Source organism: Pedobacter africanus (assembly GCF_040548825.1).
GTDB classification, from domain to species: domain Bacteria; phylum Bacteroidota; class Bacteroidia; order Sphingobacteriales; family Sphingobacteriaceae; genus Pedobacter; species Pedobacter africanus_A.
Genome location: NZ_JBEPSL010000001.1, coordinates 1,722,779 through 1,739,856, shown reverse-complemented (window position 1 = coordinate 1,739,856; position 17,078 = coordinate 1,722,779). Strand labels below are relative to the sequence as shown.

14 protein-coding genes are annotated in these 17,078 nt (G+C 41.4%); 12 read left to right on the top strand and 2 right to left on the bottom strand.

Annotation, left to right across the window (positions count from 1 at the left end; genetic code table 11):
* Window positions 1-27 precede the first annotated feature (27 nt).
* Both mnmE and ABIE26_RS07030 read left to right on the top strand, forming a co-directional pair.
* Window positions 28-1,398 (top strand): tRNA uridine-5-carboxymethylaminomethyl(34) synthesis GTPase MnmE, encoded by a 1,371-nt coding sequence (mnmE, locus tag ABIE26_RS07035; RefSeq protein ID WP_310138530.1) that lies wholly within the window; start codon window positions 28-30, stop codon window positions 1,396-1,398.
* A 16-nt stretch (window positions 1,399-1,414) separates the two neighbouring features.
* Window positions 1,415-3,094, top strand: coding sequence for a PNGase F N-terminal domain-containing protein (locus ABIE26_RS07030; RefSeq protein ID WP_310138532.1), 1,680 nt, complete (start codon window positions 1,415-1,417; stop codon window positions 3,092-3,094).
* On the opposite strand, the gene ABIE26_RS07025 is transcribed toward ABIE26_RS07030, so the two are convergent.
* Window positions 3,074-3,895, bottom strand: coding sequence for a DUF3307 domain-containing protein (locus tag ABIE26_RS07025; RefSeq protein ID WP_310138535.1), 822 nt, complete (start codon window positions 3,893-3,895; stop codon window positions 3,074-3,076). The genes ABIE26_RS07030 and ABIE26_RS07025 overlap by 21 nt on opposite strands.
* Window positions 3,895-4,527, bottom strand: coding sequence for a hypothetical protein (locus ABIE26_RS07020; protein WP_310138538.1), 633 nt, complete (start codon window positions 4,525-4,527; stop codon window positions 3,895-3,897). The genes ABIE26_RS07025 and ABIE26_RS07020 overlap by 1 nt, the downstream gene beginning before the upstream one ends.
* A gap of 287 nt (window positions 4,528-4,814) precedes the next feature.
* On the opposite strand from ABIE26_RS07020, the gene ABIE26_RS07015 reads away from it, so the two are divergent.
* From ABIE26_RS07015 to fabV, 10 genes are all read left to right on the top strand, one after another.
* Window positions 4,815-5,402 carry an RNA polymerase sigma factor gene (locus ABIE26_RS07015; protein WP_310138540.1) on the top strand — a complete coding sequence of 196 codons (588 nt, stop codon included), beginning with the start codon at window positions 4,815-4,817 and terminating at the stop codon, window positions 5,400-5,402.
* Between the two features lie 89 nt (window positions 5,403-5,491).
* Window positions 5,492-6,634, top strand: coding sequence for a FecR family protein (locus ABIE26_RS07010; RefSeq protein WP_310138543.1), 1,143 nt, complete (start codon window positions 5,492-5,494; stop codon window positions 6,632-6,634).
* A 270-nt stretch (window positions 6,635-6,904) separates the two neighbouring features.
* Window positions 6,905-10,303: a TonB-dependent receptor gene (locus ABIE26_RS07005; protein WP_310138544.1), complete on the top strand. Its 3,399-nt coding sequence runs from the start codon at window positions 6,905-6,907 to the stop codon at window positions 10,301-10,303.
* Between the two features lie 35 nt (window positions 10,304-10,338).
* On the top strand, window positions 10,339-11,964 hold the full coding sequence (locus ABIE26_RS07000; protein ID WP_310138545.1) for a RagB/SusD family nutrient uptake outer membrane protein: 1,626 nt from the start codon (window positions 10,339-10,341) through the stop codon (window positions 11,962-11,964).
* 26 nt (window positions 11,965-11,990) lie between these two features.
* Window positions 11,991-12,386, top strand: coding sequence for a DUF5017 domain-containing protein (locus ABIE26_RS06995; RefSeq protein WP_310138547.1), 396 nt, complete (start codon window positions 11,991-11,993; stop codon window positions 12,384-12,386).
* A 62-nt stretch (window positions 12,387-12,448) separates the two neighbouring features.
* On the top strand, window positions 12,449-14,038 hold the full coding sequence (locus ABIE26_RS06990; RefSeq protein ID WP_310138550.1) for a beta-N-acetylhexosaminidase: 1,590 nt from the start codon (window positions 12,449-12,451) through the stop codon (window positions 14,036-14,038).
* Between the two features lie 74 nt (window positions 14,039-14,112).
* On the top strand, window positions 14,113-14,907 hold the full coding sequence (locus ABIE26_RS06985; RefSeq protein WP_310138552.1) for a HipA family kinase: 795 nt from the start codon (window positions 14,113-14,115) through the stop codon (window positions 14,905-14,907).
* Window positions 14,885-15,268, top strand: a complete 384-nt coding sequence (locus tag ABIE26_RS06980) for a DUF3037 domain-containing protein (RefSeq protein WP_310138554.1) — start codon at window positions 14,885-14,887, stop codon at window positions 15,266-15,268. The genes ABIE26_RS06985 and ABIE26_RS06980 overlap by 23 nt, the downstream gene beginning before the upstream one ends.
* A 5-nt stretch (window positions 15,269-15,273) precedes the next feature.
* Complete coding sequence (gene idi / locus ABIE26_RS06975) at window positions 15,274-15,804, top strand: isopentenyl-diphosphate Delta-isomerase (protein WP_310138556.1); 531 nt, start codon at window positions 15,274-15,276, stop codon at window positions 15,802-15,804.
* Between the two features lie 69 nt (window positions 15,805-15,873).
* Window positions 15,874-17,067 (top strand): enoyl-ACP reductase FabV, encoded by a 1,194-nt coding sequence (gene fabV, locus ABIE26_RS06970; RefSeq protein ID WP_310138558.1) that lies wholly within the window; start codon window positions 15,874-15,876, stop codon window positions 17,065-17,067.
* The last annotated feature ends 11 nt before the right edge of the window (window positions 17,068-17,078 follow it).

The following is a 17,078-nucleotide window of genomic DNA, read 5'->3' as shown; positions in this document are numbered from 1 at the left end:
TTTAATCAAACATAATAAAGATTACCCATGATTACAAACGACACTATAGTTGCCTTATCTACACCGCCGGGAATGGGTGCTATAGGAGTAATCCGACTTTCAGGAAAAAATGCCATTGCCATTACCAACGCTGTTTTTAGTGGAAAGGATTTACTAACACAGGATTCTCATACCATACATTTTGGTTTAATTAAGGATGGTGAAACAATTATAGATGAGGTACTTGTGAGTTTATTTGTAGCGCCTAAATCTTATACCAAAGAGAATGTTGTAGAAATTTCCTGTCATGGTTCCAATTATATCATACAGCAGATCATTAACCTGCTGATCAGGAAAGGCGCTTCGGCGGCCAGGCCGGGTGAATTTACCTTAAGGGCTTTTTTAAATGGGGGATTGGACCTTTCTCAGGCTGAAGCTGTTGCTGATCTGATTTCTTCCGATTCGGCTGCTGCCCACAATGTGGCAATGAACCAGCTAAGGGGTGGCTTCAGTACTGAACTGAATGTGTTAAGGGAGCAGTTGATACATTTTGCATCGATGATAGAGCTGGAACTTGATTTTGCTGAAGAAGACGTAGAATTTGCCAACCGGGATCAACTGCAGGAGCTGATTGGAAAGATCACCCTGGTGCTGAACAAACTGATCCGCTCATTTGAATTGGGTAACGTAATTAAACAGGGGATCAATACGGTAATTGCGGGCCGGCCCAATGCCGGAAAATCCACCTTACTGAATGCCCTGCTGAATGAAGACAGGGCCATTGTAAGTGAAATTGCAGGTACAACAAGAGATACCATAGAAGAGGTGCTGAATATAAACGGCATCAATTTCAGACTGATCGATACGGCCGGAATCCGGGAAGCTACAGATACAATTGAGGCCATTGGTGTAGAGAAAACAATGCAGAAGATCAATCAATCGGCCTTATTGGTCTATCTGTTTGATGTCGTAAACCTTTCTGCATCAGAGATTGAAGAGGATATTTTGCGTTTGTATAAACCTGGTCTGGCATTTCTTGCCGTTGCAAATAAAATGGACCTTTCCTTCAGCGATCGCTTAAAGGAACTTAAATTACCTGCAGGTATTCAGTTCATCTCGATTTCTGCAAAACAAAACCAGCATATTGAAGAATTGAAACAACTCCTGTACAATACCGCGGTGGGAGATAAGCTTTCTGACAACCATACTATGGTAACCAATATCAGACATGTGGAAGCACTGGAAAAAACCCGGGCAGCTTTAAGTAATGTGGCTGAAGGATTGAACAATCCTGTGACTTCTGACTTCTTAGCTATGGATATTAAACAGGCACTCTACTATCTTGGGCTCATCACTGGGGTTGTGTCAACAGATGACCTGCTGGAAAATATCTTTAGTAAGTTCTGCATCGGCAAATAAAACTAACTTTATATTCATGAGAGTAATTTTATTAGGGCTGGCCTTATTTTTAAGTCCCAGCGCTTTATTTTCCCAGCTAAATACAACTGCCACTGAAGCGGTGGTGACCTATGGATTCCGGAATAACGGAAAGGAATCGAACAGTGAACAAAAGATGTTCGTGAAAGGTAACCAGGTACGTTTGGCCGCTCCGGGGCGACAATCAGAAATGCAGTATCTTCAAATGGCTCAAAAAGCGAGCTATCAGGTTCAGAATAGTAATGGGAGTGTTTATACGTTAAAAAAGAACTATGACGAATATGCAATGGCCGAATTGCTTCCTGGAGTTGATACCATCCTTGGCATTCCATGTAAAAAAGCCAAGGTTTTTATCCGTTCCAATACCATAGAGATCTGGTATACAAACAGCCTTAAAATCAAAGGAACACCTGCTATCTCCGTTGCACCGGGAATGGGTTTGGTATTAAAGACTATCCGTAATGGCAATGCGGAGACTTTTGCAAAGCATATTGACTATCGTCCGGTAACAAAAGAAGAACTTGCCTGGCCAACCAGCTGGGGCATTATATTAGATGAAGCGGCTTACCAGCGACAGGTTATAGAAAATCGTTATAACACGCTTACAATTTTTAATGATGAACAAATTAGCTTTGGCAATACCATAGAAAACCCAAAAGGAGAGCAGACTAATGTAACTTATCGTTTCTCCGGTGGAACTGTTATCCTAAAAAAAGTAAAATTACCTGAGACAAAGGCTGGCCAGCAATTGTTTGTGGAGTTGGTACAACGTTCTAATGGTGATGCTTATGACCGGACAGGTTCTGTATTCATGATTCCTGCAGATAAATCCATTTCTTATCTTAATGCCCTTCAGAACGGCATTAAGGTTTTGCCAGTTTATACTGGCCGGAACGGGAAAAAATACCAGGGCGTTACCGCTACAGATGACTATTTACCACCTTTGGAGCTGATGCGTTTTTTTACTTCTTTTGGAGTAGGGCATTTCAATGCCCAGGCAAAGATAAAGGGGTACAACTGGGCTGATTCAGTGGTGTATAAACAAGATATCACTGCGCTTCTGCCGCGTTTACAACAAGAAATATGGATAGGTGTTTTTATTGGAAATTACGATAAAGGCGGGCACAAAGCGAGTCTTTATCTCAAATACTATCCGGGATATGATGGGGAGAAGCAACAAAAAGAGAAAAAATGGTTAATGCCGGTTTTTAACACCACGAATTTAATGGAAATGTCTGGTCAGGAATACGGTACCATGTTCGACCAGGATTCACTCAGTGTAACCATTGATATACCAGAAGGTGTAAAAAACCTTAAACTAAGGTACCTGACCACAGGTCATGGCGGCTGGGGTGGTGGTGATGAGTTTGTACCTAAGCAGAATGAAATTTTTGTTGATGGTAAGCGGGTTTATCATTTTATACCCTGGCGGGAAGATTGTGCTACATACAGGTTCTTAAACCCGGCTTCCGGTAATTTTGGTAATGGCCTGTCTTCCTCTGATCTGAGTCGTTCCAACTGGTGCCCAGGTACAATTACCTTGCCTGTAGAAGTCCCGCTCCCGGACCTTAAACCGGGTAAGCATATACTACAGGTAGCTATACCTCTTGGTAAACCCGAGGGGGAAAGTTTTAGCGCCTGGAATGTATCGGGGACATTAATTGGAGATAAAGAATAATTTTAAGGTCAGGTTTATAATTACACCAACCAGTGCTGAGGAAGCAAAACTAACCAATGTTCCAACCAACACATACTCGGTTTTTAGTTGGGTATTTGCTTCTTTTTCGCTGAACCTTAAAATGGATTTGGCGGTCATTAAAAAACCAATTGCAGTATATTGTGACATGAGTACAAACGTCAGAATTAGTATTCTTTCGCAAATGCCAATCCATTTGCCTGCATTCGCCAACCCAAGTTCCTGTTCTTCAGAAGGCTGAATGGTTACTGGTTCGATAGTACTTTCTTCATCAACAATGTCTTTTGCTGGTGGAGATAGCTTTTCTTTTTCCCTGGCAAGCTGATCGCGCCACTTCTGCGTTGCTTTGCCTATAACAATACCCAATGGCCAGCTTACAAATAGATATCCCGTAGCAATTATCCAAAAGCCGGTAGTTTCTGTAATCAAATGTATAGAAGACATAACTTCTGACCATTTGTTTTCAACAGACAACCATAGCGCGAAAATTACAAAAAGATGGGCAAGCTGATCGGCAATAAAATAACTGAATTTATCTTTACCGGTTTTTGCTTTGACATAGTCAATCAGTAAATGTGTGATAAAAATGGTTAATGGGATCATCCAGTTGCTGTAAAGCCCTGAAAAAATATAAGCAACTATAGTAGTTAAAATTACATGCAAATAGAGTTTGCCTGATTTTCCTTTGTTTCTTTGCCTGTCGGCAACCCAACTTTTAGGTTGTAAGACAAAATCAGTCAGCAGATGGGCAATGATTAATCTCAGTAGCAGGTTTATTTCCATTATTTTTCTTGTACTAGGTATGTAATATACTTTATTGCTGACTCAATTTCTTTCCATCCTGCAGATTTTAATCTGCTGTTTACTGAAGGCTGGGAGAGGGAAAGTGTTTTTGCGGTTTCCTGTTGATTTTTGCCTTCCAGATGCATAAAAATTACTTCAGCCTGGGCCGTAGTCCATTTTTCTATATATTTATTGATAAAGCTGAGTATGATTTTGATACCTGCATTTTTCTCTTCTTCGGCGGTATGAATAGAAAGATATTCTTCATCTTTCATCTTATCAAAATTTCGTCCCGACAAATGAAATGCTTCTCCATCAGAGTTGAGTACATTTTTACCCTGGTAGGAAATAGCGCCTATCCCCACAGAGATGCGTGTCCCCAGATCTACGTTGTTCTTTTTCTCAGAATGCTGTTTGAACCAGCAAATCAGCTGAATACTTTTTATTAATGCTTCTGAAACATCGTTGAATAATATTTGATAACTGTCGCCCCTGAATATCTCTGCGTTCTCTTTTTCTGCTGTCCAGGTTTTAAGCAAAGCCTCTGTAGCCATAATTAGTTGCTGCCTTTTGGTCGCAGTAAGGCGGGTGAAATTAATGATGTCCCCGGTTATTACAGCTTGTGTTTTCATGTTATTTATTCAATGATTATAAATATAGATTTTTTATTCTATAAAACAAAATTATAGGTTATTTATTCTATATTTAATATTTATAGCATATTTACTCTATAAATAGAAGTAATGAAAAGTAAAGGATTTCTAAGTTAAAATATGGATTGATAGTTTTTTCAACAAAAAATAACACAATTAAATAAAATTTAACATCTATTTTCAATCAAGGTGCTTTTAATTTAAAATATTATCAATATTTTGCAGATGAATTTCAACCTTAAAAGCCGCTCTGTATAGGATAAAAAATGGACCACATTGACGAATATTCATTGCTGCAACTCGTATCTGCGGGAGATGAAGAAGCGTTTACTGTGTTATATGAGCGGTATCGTATTCGCATCTATCTGTTCATTAAAAAATACCTGAAATCAGCACAATTGTCTGATGATATTTGCCAGAACGTATTTTTAAAAATATGGGAACGGAAAGAGGAACTAAGTAGCATTCATACTTTTAATGCCTATGCATTTACCATTGCCAAAAGGCAGTGCCTGGATTTCTTAAAACGCGCAGCAATTGAACAAACTGCGATGAACCTGATCCTTCAGGCTTACCCCTTGCATAACAATCCGAGTGAAGATAACCATCAGTATAATGAATATCTTAGCTTTATTGATCAGACACTTCTAAAATTGCCGCCTCAGAGCCAGCAGATTTTTAAATTGTGCCGGCAGCAGTTTAAAAGTTATGATGAAGCAGCGGCGATACTGGGCATATCACGTCATGCCATAAAGAAACACATGGTGAGGTCTATGAAGGTATTGCGTGTTGCTGCAGAGACTGAACTGGGAATTTCTTTAAGTGTTTTAATTGGTTTTCTGACAAGGCTTTAACCTTAATGTTAAATTTTATTTTTTAACAGGGGTACCTTAGCCCTGTATGCTAATCGTCATACCACAAACAACAGAAATCATTGCCAGGTATGCGCGAACAGAATTCAGAACATAAGCGGAAATTAATTCAACGTTACGCAGAAAATGCAGCGTCTGAAAAAGAATTACAATCCCTGTTCGGGCTGATGGGCAGCGATGAAATGGACGTACTTATAGAAGAGGATATGGACCGGCGTATCGAACGTCTGACTACCAGGGATCAATCCAGCAAGATACGACGTCCGTGGCTTAAATATATAGCAGCCTCATTGATTTTAACAGGGTTTTCAGTATTTGCGGTATACCTCATTTCAAAAGATTCGGGCAAAAAAAACACTGTAAAAAACAATACCTCTATTTTACCCGGCAACAACCTTGCCTACCTGACATTAAGCTCAGGCAAACGAATTGCTTTAAATGATTTAAACAGGGGAGAAGTGCTGAGCGAATCTGGGGTGCAAATTGAAAAAACAGCTGAAGGGCAACTGGTGTATACCGTTTCAGACCAGCAGAACGATGATGAAAACCTGCGCTATAACACCATAGAGACCCCGAAGGGCGGACAATATCAGATTCTCCTTCCCGATGGCTCAAAGGTTTGGCTGAATGCCGCATCCTCATTAAAATATCCTTCATCTTTTATAAAGTCTAACCAACGTATGGTTTCCTTAAACGGGGAAGCTTATTTTGAAATATCAACAGACATAGCCCGGCCTTTTATAGTTCACAGTGCCAACCAGGAAGTTAAAGTACTGGGAACGCATTTCAATATCAATGCCTATACCGATGAACCCCAAACAACCACCACACTTATAGAAGGTGCTGTGAGCATTAGTCCGCTCATTAATGATGTAGCAGACTTTAGCGCTGAACGGCGGCTCAAACCCGGAGATCAGGCGTTGATAAATAACTCCGGAATCCGTATCAGACATGTGGACACCGAAGAAGCTATTGCCTGGAAGAATGGTCAGTTTGTCTTTTCGAGCGAAAGTATAACTGCGATTATGCGCAAAATTTCCAGATGGTACAATGTTGACATCAGCTATGAAGGAAATGTCTCTGCTTTAAAATTTACCGGAACATTATCACGTTACGCACAGGTTACGGAGGTATTGCAGATGCTGGAAATGACCAATAAAGTAAAATTTGAGGTTAAAGGCCGTGAAATAAAAATATCTCCCGGAAAAGGATAACAAACAATAGCTATACAAACCAGATAAACCAAACATGAAAGATTTTAAAAGAGACCCTTAACAGACTAAAAGAAGTACTGAAATAAAAATCAGGAGTGCGACCAACACTCCTGAAAAAGAGTTGAGGTACTATAAAAAATGTCGCGAAACAATTGTTTATGATAACCAAAACCAAACCAAATGTATAAAATTTCTACAAGGATTTTATTTAAACCTCATTGCTATAGAACGAAATTCCTGATGGTTATGAAATTAACTTCAGTATTATTAATGGCTGCAATACTTCAGGTGAGTGCAGCTACTTACGGGCAAAAAATAACACTTTCTGCAAGAAATATTGCACTTGAAAATGCAATCAAGAAGATCAGGCAGCAAAGTGGTTACAATTTTCTTTACGAGGATACTGATCTGGCTAATGCAAAAGCTGTAAACATAGATTTTTCTAATGTTTCCTTAAATGAGGCTTTAGAAAAACTTTTTGCCAATCAACAACTCAGTTATTCTATTAAAGACAAAACCGTTGTCATTAAGTCGAATCAGAGTAAACCCCTGATGGCCGGTGTTATGGCACTCGTTGACATCAGAGGAAAGGTACTCGACACTGAAGGGAAGCCGCTGCCAGGCGCCAATGTGCGGGTTAAAGATGGAACAAAAGGGGCTACTACCAATACAAACGGTGAATTTGAACTAAAGGGGATCGACCCGAAATCAACTTTAATTGTGTCCTATATCGGATATGTCAACAAAGAGATTGCTGTCGGTACCCAAACCCAATTCAATATCTACCTTGAGTCCGACCTATCTAAGCTGAATGAGGTGGTTGTAATCGGCTATGGAACTGTTAAACGTTCCGATCTTACAGGTTCTGTAGGCCAGGTAAATATCAGCGATTTCCAGCAGGCTCCCGTCAGGTCTTTTGATGAGGCACTTGCCGGACGTGTAGCGGGGCTACAGGTCACTTCATCCGAAGGGCAACCCGGTTCAGGGATAGACATCATCATCCGTGGTACCAATTCCATCACGCAAGACAATTCCCCACTGTATGTAATCGACGGTTTTCCAATCGATAACTTTGACAACAATGCAATTAACCCTGCCGAAATAGAATCGATAGATGTATTGAAAGATGCATCAGCTACCGCGATATATGGTGCAAGGGGAGCAAATGGCGTGATCATGATCACTACAAAACGAGGAAAAATAGGTCTTCCAACCATCAGGTACAACGGATCGTACGGCATACAGAACAATGTGCACCAGATTCCCTTAATGAGTCCGTACGAGTACCTGAAGCTGCAAAGCGAAATCAATGCAACCGACTTCAAAAATGCTTATCTGGGCCCAATCCCAGATCCGGTGGATCCGACAGACCCGCCAATAGGCTATAAATATACCCTGGAAGATTACAGAAACACACAAGGTATAGATTGGCAAAGTCAGTTGTTCAGAACTGCGCCAATGCTGAGCAATTCATTATCCGTGTCGGGTGGTACCGATAAAACCCGCTATTCGCTCTCAGGACAGCTCTTTTCACAGGATGGTACCATTATAAACTCCGGCTTCAGACGTCAGCAGGTTAAAATGACTTTAGACCAAACTGTAAACAGCAAACTTAAAGTAGGGGCAGACCTAACTTATACCAGTTCGAAAACCTTTGGTTCAGCTACATCTACAGCATCGGGTTCTTCAATGAATAACTTTCTTTACAGCGTATGGGGCTACCGACCGGTTACACCTATAGGAGTATTACCTGAAGAGGTAATTGAAGAGGACACCGACGAATATGTCTCGGCGGGTACGGATTATAGGTTCAATCCGATTATGACGGCAAAAAACCAATTGAGGCAAACATTTGCAAGAAATTTCATAGGAAACGGATATGCAGAATATGCTTTTATACCTGAATTGAGACTGAAGGTAACCGGTGGCTTAAACAGGGTTAACAGACGTGCGGAATCGTTTAACAATTCAAATACTTATAGCGGCAGTCCGTCTAACCCTTTTTCAAACGGGCCCAATGGAAGCATTGTCAACTATGAGACGACTACCTGGTCGAATGAGAATATATTAACCTATGACAAAAAGTTTGGGAAGAACCACAGGCTCACCGCTGTTGGGGCTTTTAGTTTAACCGGTAACAAGTATCTGTATTATGGTTTATCTGCAAACGCGCTTCCAAATGAAGCTCTGGGTTTGAGTGGTTTGTCATCCGGAACGCCACAACCTGTAACTTCCTATAGTTCGGAATGGTCTATGGTATCTGTACTTTCAAGGATCAATTACAGTTATAAAGGCAAGTATTTGCTGACGCTCTCGTACCGTAACGACGGTTCATCAAAATTTGCACCTGGAAATCAATGGAGTGATTTTCCTTCAGGCGCCGTAGCATGGAAACTGATTAATGAAAACTTTATGAAAAAGTTGTCTTTCCTTTCAGAAGCAAAGCTAAGAGCAAGCTTTGGGGCTACAGGAAATAACCGTGTTGGTGATGGCGACCGGTTTGCGCAGATGACCTATCCAATCGCCTCTTCATATTCGTTTAACAATACATTGGTGCCAGGTATACACATTACCAATGTGGGCAGTCCGGATTTAAGATGGGAAACAACAAAGCAGGTAGATGCAGGATTGGATCTTGGATTCTTTAAAGACAGGATAGCGCTGACGGTAGATTATTACCGTAAAAATACAACAGACCTGTTGCTGAATGCTCAACTACCTTATACCTCTGGTTATGGAACTGCCTTTAAAAACATTGGCGCAACCAGAAATGAAGGTTTTGAATTTTCATTAAATACTTCAAACATTCAAAATGATAATTTTTCCTGGACAACCAGTTTCAATATTGCTTTCAACAAAAACAAAGTGATGGAGTTGACTGAAAATCAGGAAAGTTTAACCAGCACCGTAAGCTGGGACAGCTTTTACAGTGCAGTTCCCTTGTATATTGCCAAACTTGGCCAACCGATCGGGCAGATTTATGGTTATATCTGGGACGGGGTTTATCAACTGGAGGATTTTACCCAGCCAACACCAACAACTTATTTGTTAAAACCTGAAATTACAACCAATGGCAATGCAAGAGCGTCTATACGGCCTGGTGACATCAAATACCGGGACATTAACGGAGATGGTGTAGTCAATGATTTTGACAGGACGATAATCGGAAGAGGATACCCTATCCATCAGGGCGGTATGACAAATAACTTCCGGTACAAAAATTTCGACCTGAGTGTGTTCTTTCAGTGGTCTTATGGGAACGACATCATCAATGCCAATAAGCTGGTGTTTGAGGCGGGAAATAAGGCTTTTTTAAACCAGTTTGCCAGCTATCAGGATAGATGGACTCCCGAAAACACCAACACTACCATGCACAGACCGGGTGGACAGTACGGATACAATTATTCAACAAGAATTGTGGAGGATGGGTCTTTCCTGAGGCTTAAAACTGCTGCTTTGGGCTATACTTTACCTAAAAGTGCTCTTAAGCAGCTTAAAATAAAGAGTTTAAGGCTCTATGCATCCGCGCAGAACCTGTATACCTGGACCAACTATACGGGAATAGATCCGGAGGTGAATGTAAAACGTACAGCGCTGACACCAGGTTTTGACTACTCGGCATATCCACGGGCCAGGACCATCACTTTTGGGGCCAACTTATCCTTTTAATTATAAGATTATTACAACTGATTAAACAACAGGACATGAAAAAAATAATTCTTTTAAGTTTTTTGGCAATCATTTGCTCATCAACAGGCTGTAAGAAATTTTTAGATAAAGTACCTTCAACGTTCGTATCTCCGGTAAACTATTTTAACACAGAAAAAGAAGTAAATACTGCATTGAATGGCGTATACGACGTTTTAGGAAAAGAGCAGGTTTATGGCGGTCAGCTGCCCATTCGGCATGCGCCCAGCACAGATGAATCTTTCTTTTCTTATGCTTCATTTCCAACCGGACCATTTTATTATAATTTTGGCGCAGACGACGCCACCATCAGGGTTTTATGGCAATACATGTACGACGGTATAGAACGGGCCAATGTGTTGCTGGCTAACCTGGACAAAGCGACTATGGATGATGGAAAACGATCTGTAGTAAAAGGTGAAGCCCTGTTTCTACGCGCTTTCTATTATTTCATCCTGGTGCAAAACTGGGGCGGGGTACCGTTAAAACTTAATCCTACCACGTCGATAAATGAAGTGAACACCCCGAGAAATACCATTAAGGAGGTTTACGACCAGATTTTAAAAGACATGACAGAGGCTGAAGGAAGAGTGCTTAAAATCTCTCAGATCGGTTTCGGTGGCAGGGTGTCTAAATCGGCTGTTCGTGGTATCCTGGCCCGGGTGTGTTTAACGATGGCCGGTTATCCGCTGAAAGACGCCTCCAAATTTAAAGATGCGGCAGAATGGGCTGCCAAGGTTAATGAATTTGGAGAACATTCGCTAAATCCCGACTACAGCCAGGTTTTCATCAACCTTTGTAAAGACCAGTATGACATTAAGGAAAGTATTTTTGAAGCCGAGGAGTTTGGAACGAACAACGACGCCGTGAGAGAAGGCGGCAGGATAGGCAATGAAAATGGCGTACGGTGTGCGGCTACCGATGCAGCCGTAATTGCTTCTGTAGGTTATGCCTATGGCTTTGTCAGTACGACAAGAAAGCTGTACACTTCTTACGAATTTAGTGCCGTTGATGTATCTAAAAGAGATTTGAGAAGGGATTGGGCCATCTCTACCTATACTTTAAATGCCTCTGGTGTGAAAGCAAACATTGGCGCTACAAACATCTACGCCAGGAATTGCGCAAAATGGCGCAGGGAATACGAACTGCTTTCTCCAAAAAACAAAAATTATACACCAACCAATTTTCAGATACTGCGATATGCCGATGTTTTACTGATGCAGGCAGAAGCTGAAAACGAGCTGAACAATGGACCTAATGCTATTGCCGTAAATGCGTTGAATGAAGTAAGGAGACGTGGTTATGGAAAATTACTGCCAGGCGCAACGAACCCGGCAAATGCTGATTATCCCGGAGCAATCTCCTTAGGTAAAGCTGCTTTTTTAAAGGTTATCCAGGATGAGAGGGCCCGAGAGCTTTGTTTTGAAGGGCTCCGCAAATACGACCTGATCAGATGGGGAATTTTTGTGAATACCATGCAGGAAGTGGCTACGGAGTTTACAACCTATGCCTCAATGACGACAACCATTTACAAAAATGCCAGAGATGCGGCACAAAGGGTGACGGCAACGCACTTGTTGTACCCGATACCTATTCTTGAAATGTCGCTCAATAAGGCCATGGTACAAAACGATGGTTATTAGAATTACTATTACATAAACAGTTAGCAATGAATAAAATATTTATATTACCCGTATTGTTACTTATATTAATGGGGTGTAACAAAAAGGAAGTAGTGGCACCAGATTTTAAGGTGAGCACGGAAAACGATAAAACCGCATTTAAAGTCGACGAGCAGATCAATTTCAATTTCTCCGGCAACCCCAATTACATTACTTTTTATTCAGGAGAAGACGGCCGTATGTATGAGTTCAGGGAGCGTATAACCGCAGGGGCAAGAACAGACATTGGGGTACCGCTGCAGAACATGACCACTCAGTTGCTTACCTACTCGTACAGTTATGCCAAGGCAGGTACTTTTAAGGCAACTTTTGTGGTAAGCAATACAAACGTATACGGTTCAATTAGTGATGTTAAAGAAATAGTTCTCACAATAGTACCCTAGTGGCCTGAAGATAGCGCTGAAAAGCGCTATCTTGGCTTTATTAAAAACCTTATAAATTTCTGATGAAAAAAGTGTTGCTACCCTTTTTTGTATGCATAAGTATGGCTGTTTCGGCACAGCAATCCTGTCCTGTAATTCCACTGCCGGCCGATTTTAAGGCTATTGCGGGGAACTTTGAACTTTCGGAACGCAGCACCATAGTATTTGATCAACCCAGTCTGGGGCCGCTTGCTCATCATTTGCAAAAGGAGTTGCTTAAACATAAGAACCTGAGCCTCAGCATCGGACAAAAAAAGAGCGCTTCGACAATTTTATTGAAAATCAGTACAAAAAAAACAGCCGGAATTGAAGCTTATGCATTGGATATGAAACCAGAAGCCATTACCATAAGTGCTTATGATCACAATGGCTTGTTCAATGGCATCAGTACTTTTTTGCAGCTGGCAAGGCAATCGGCAACTTTATCGCTATCCTGCTGGAAAATAACGGATTCTCCCAAATATGCATGGAGAGGTATGATGCTGGATGAGTCGAGATATTTCTTTGGAAAGGAAAAAGTGAAGCAACTGCTCGATTGGATGGCTTTTTATAAGTTAAATAGGTTTCATTGGCACCTGACAGATCAACCCGGCTGGCGCATCGATATCAAAAAATATCCTAAACTGGCTTTGATAGGTGGCATAGGCAATTATTTTAATCCATTTGCACCTGCAAAGTATTACAGTCAGGACGAGATCAACGAAATTGTACAGTATGCTGCAGAGCGGTACATTCAGGTAATTCCGGAAATTGATATGCCTGGCCACGCTACAGCCGCAAACATGGCTTATCCGGAGTATAGTGGTGGTGGATCGGAAAAACACCCTGATTTTACCTTCAACCCGGGAAAAGAAGCAACTTATCAATACCTCACTAACATCCTTAAAGAAACGGATGTACTCTTTCCTTCCCAAATGATTCATATTGGTGGTGATGAAGTCGCATTTGGAAACAAAAAATGGAATACTGATCCTGATGTACAACATTTGATGAAAATCCACGGGCTAAAGGACCTGAAAGCGGTTGAGCATTATTTTATCAAAAGAATGGCAGACTCCATCGCCAAAATGAACAATCAAATGCTGGCATGGGATGAAGTAGCAGAAGCTGAACTTCAACCAAAGAACACCATTGTTTTCTGGTGGAGGCATGATCGGCCCAACACGCTTAAAACAGCGTTGAACAATGGCTATGGGGTTGTGTTGTGCCCAAGGATTCCTTTGTACTTTGATTTTGTACAAGATGCAGGTGATGTTTCGGGCAGGAGGTGGTCCGCTGGTGAATACAGTCCGATTGAAAAGGTCTATGCTTTTTCTCATAGGCAAATGGCTGAAACGGCTGAACATGAACAACAGATTATGGGTATCCAGGCTAATTTGTGGACAGAAACGGTGAACAGCAATCAGCGATTGGATTATCTGCTGTTCCCAAGAATAAGCGCCCTTGCAGAAGCCGCCTGGACACCAGATGGTAAAAAGGACTTCAGCGATTTTCAGTTAAGATTAAAAAATCACCTTGAGCAGTTTAAAGCCGCAGGCATTTATTATTATAACAATAAAAAGACTAATCCAGAGCCAATTCCGAAAAAGGTATCCGTTTCTTACCTGGATTAATCTATAATGCTTCATCATATTGCCGTCTAAACCTTATCTTTAGCGCTGATTATTCACCGCTATTAAAGAAGAAGATGAGCAATAGCCAGTTGGCTTTACGATCTGTTAACGTAACAAGATATGTAACCCCCTTAAGAGAGGGAGGGTCTATGCCTGCCATCGCAGAGGCAGATGATGGCTTCTTATATGTATTGAAGTTTAGAGGGGCCGGTCAGGGCCTCAAAGCTCTTATTGCAGAAATTATTGGCGGAGAAATTGCCAGGAAACTGGGATTTAAGGTGCCTGAAATTGTTTTTGCAACACTTGACGAAGCCTTTGGCAGAACTGAACCTGACGAAGAGATCCAAGACCTGCTGAGGGCAAGCGAAGGATTAAACCTTGCTTTGCACTATCTTTCGGGTGCCATTACATTTGATGCAGTAGTTACCACTGTTGATGCCAGAACAGCTTCCCAGATTGTATGGCTGGATTGTTTGCTGATGAATATGGATCGCACCGCCAGAAATACAAATATGCTGATTTGGCATAAAGAGCTCTGGTTAATTGATCATGGGGCATCACTCTATTTCCATCATTCCTGGCAAAACTGGGAAGAACAGGCCCTGCGTCCGTTCGTACTGATAAAAGACCATGTAATGTTGTCCCGCGCTGAAGAGCTTGAAGCAGTTGACCGGGAGTTTCGAACGCTCCTTAGTCCGGAACTTATCCGGTCCATTGTAGCGCTGATTCCGGAGGAGTGGCTGAAGGACGATGCGTTTGAAACAACACAGGCCCACCGGAAAGCATACGAGCAGTTTTTAATAACGAGGACAGCCCATTCAGAAATTTTTGTAAAGGAAGCACAAAATGCAAGAAAAGTACTTATTTGAGTATGCCGTCATTCGCGTTGTGCCAAGGGTTGAACGTGAAGAGTTTATAAATGTAGGCGTGGTGGTTTTTTGCTCGAAGCAGAAGTTTCTGAATGTGATGTTTAAGCTGGATGGGCCACGTTTAAACGCATTTTGTCCTGAACTGGACATTTCAGCATTGAAAGAAAATCTGGAGTCATTTGAAAGAATTTGCAGAGGGGGAAATGGTTCAGGAGCAATTGGCAGCCTGGACTTGCCGTCCAGGTTCAGATGGTTAACCGCTGTAAGAAGTACTGTTCTGCAAACCTCCAGACCACATCCGGGCTTTTGTGATGATCCGGCCGAAACATTAAAAAAATTATACCATCAATTGGTTTGCTAGATAAAATGACAGAAAAGGTAATATTGGTTGACGAAAATGATCTTGAAATCGGAACGATGGAAAAGATGGAAGCACACCTCACAGGTAGCCTGCATAGGGCATTCTCTGTATTTATTTTTAACAGCAAAGGTCAGCTGCTGCTCCAGCAGCGTGCAGCGAATAAATACCATTCTGGCAGCAAATGGACAAATACCTGCTGCAGTCACCCCAGAAAAGGCGAGGAGACCATGGTTGCTGCCAAACGAAGATTGCAGGAGGAAATGGGGCTGACATGTGAACTCAGCTATGGCTTTAATTTTATTTATAAGGCTGAATTATTAAATGGCATTTCAGAACATGAATATGATCATGTATTTTTTGGGATCAGCGACCAGCATCCCGTACCTGACCCGGCTGAAGTGGCCTCTTTTAAATATATTGATACTGAATCCCTTAAATTGGATTTAAAAGAAAATGCGGAGATTTATACAGAATGGTTAAAAATCTGCTTTGAACAGGTACTGGAAACTTATCCTAAAATTATTGGAAATATATAAAAACAATGGCTATTTTGTTTTTATGTTTATCCATTCTTATATTAATTTCTAACCCTAAGAAAACTCTTTATGATTATCGAACCTAGAATGCGTGGGTTTATATGCCTTACAGCACATCCAAAAGGATGTGAACAAAATGTAATCAACCAGATCGAATATGTGAAATCCGAAGGTGCTATTGAAGGACCTAAAAAAGTGTTGGTTATTGGTGCCTCTACGGGATTTGGTCTTGCCTCCAGGATCACAAGTGCATTTGGATCGGGTGCTGCCACCATTGGTGTTTTTTTTGAAAAACCACCTGCACCAGGAAAGACCGCTTCACCAGGCTGGTACAATACTGCTGCTTTTGAAAAGCAGGCCATTAACGCCGGATTGTATGCCAAAAGTATAAATGGCGATGCCTTTTCGGATGAGATTAAACAAAAAACACTTGAACTCATAAAAAAAGACCTTGGGCAGGTTGACCTGGTGATTTATAGTCTGGCCTCGCCAAAAAGGACCCACCCTAAAACAGGAGTGGTGTATAGTTCTGTATTGAAACCTATCGGTGATTCTATTTTCAGTAACAAAACAGTCGATTTTCATACCGGCATCGTCTCAGAAGTATCTATAGTTCCGGCCAACGAAGAAGAAATCGAAAATACAGTGGCTGTAATGGGGGGAGAAGACTGGGAGATGTGGATCAATGAACTGAAAGGAGCAGGTTTACTGGCTGAAGGTGCAGAAACAGTCGCCTATTCTTACATTGGTCCTGCGGTAACAGAGCCTGTATACAGGAAAGGAACCATTGGCCGTGCAAAAGATCACCTGGAAGCTACAGCCTTCAGCATCACCAACAGCTTAAAAGACATTGGCGGAAAAGCTTTTGTTTCTGTAAATAAAGCACTGGTTACCCAGGCCAGTTCAGCTATTCCAGTAATTCCATTATATATATCATTGCTGTATAAGGTCATGAAGCAAAAAGGTATTCATGAAGGCTGTATAGAACAAATGCAACGTTTATTTGCAGAAAGACTGTATAGTGGGATTGAAATACCTGTTGATCAGGAAGGACGTATTCGCATCGACGATTGGGAAATGCGCGATGACGTTCAGACAGAAGTAGCCAGGCTTTGGGCCGAAGCTACAGATGAAAGCTTACCTTTAATTGGTGATTTGCCGGGTTATAAACACGATTTCCTGAATTTGTTTGGTTTTGATGTTGCAGGTGTTGACTACGGAAAAGAAACCGATGAAATGGTAGAGATACGAGGACTGGTATAAGGTAACTGAAG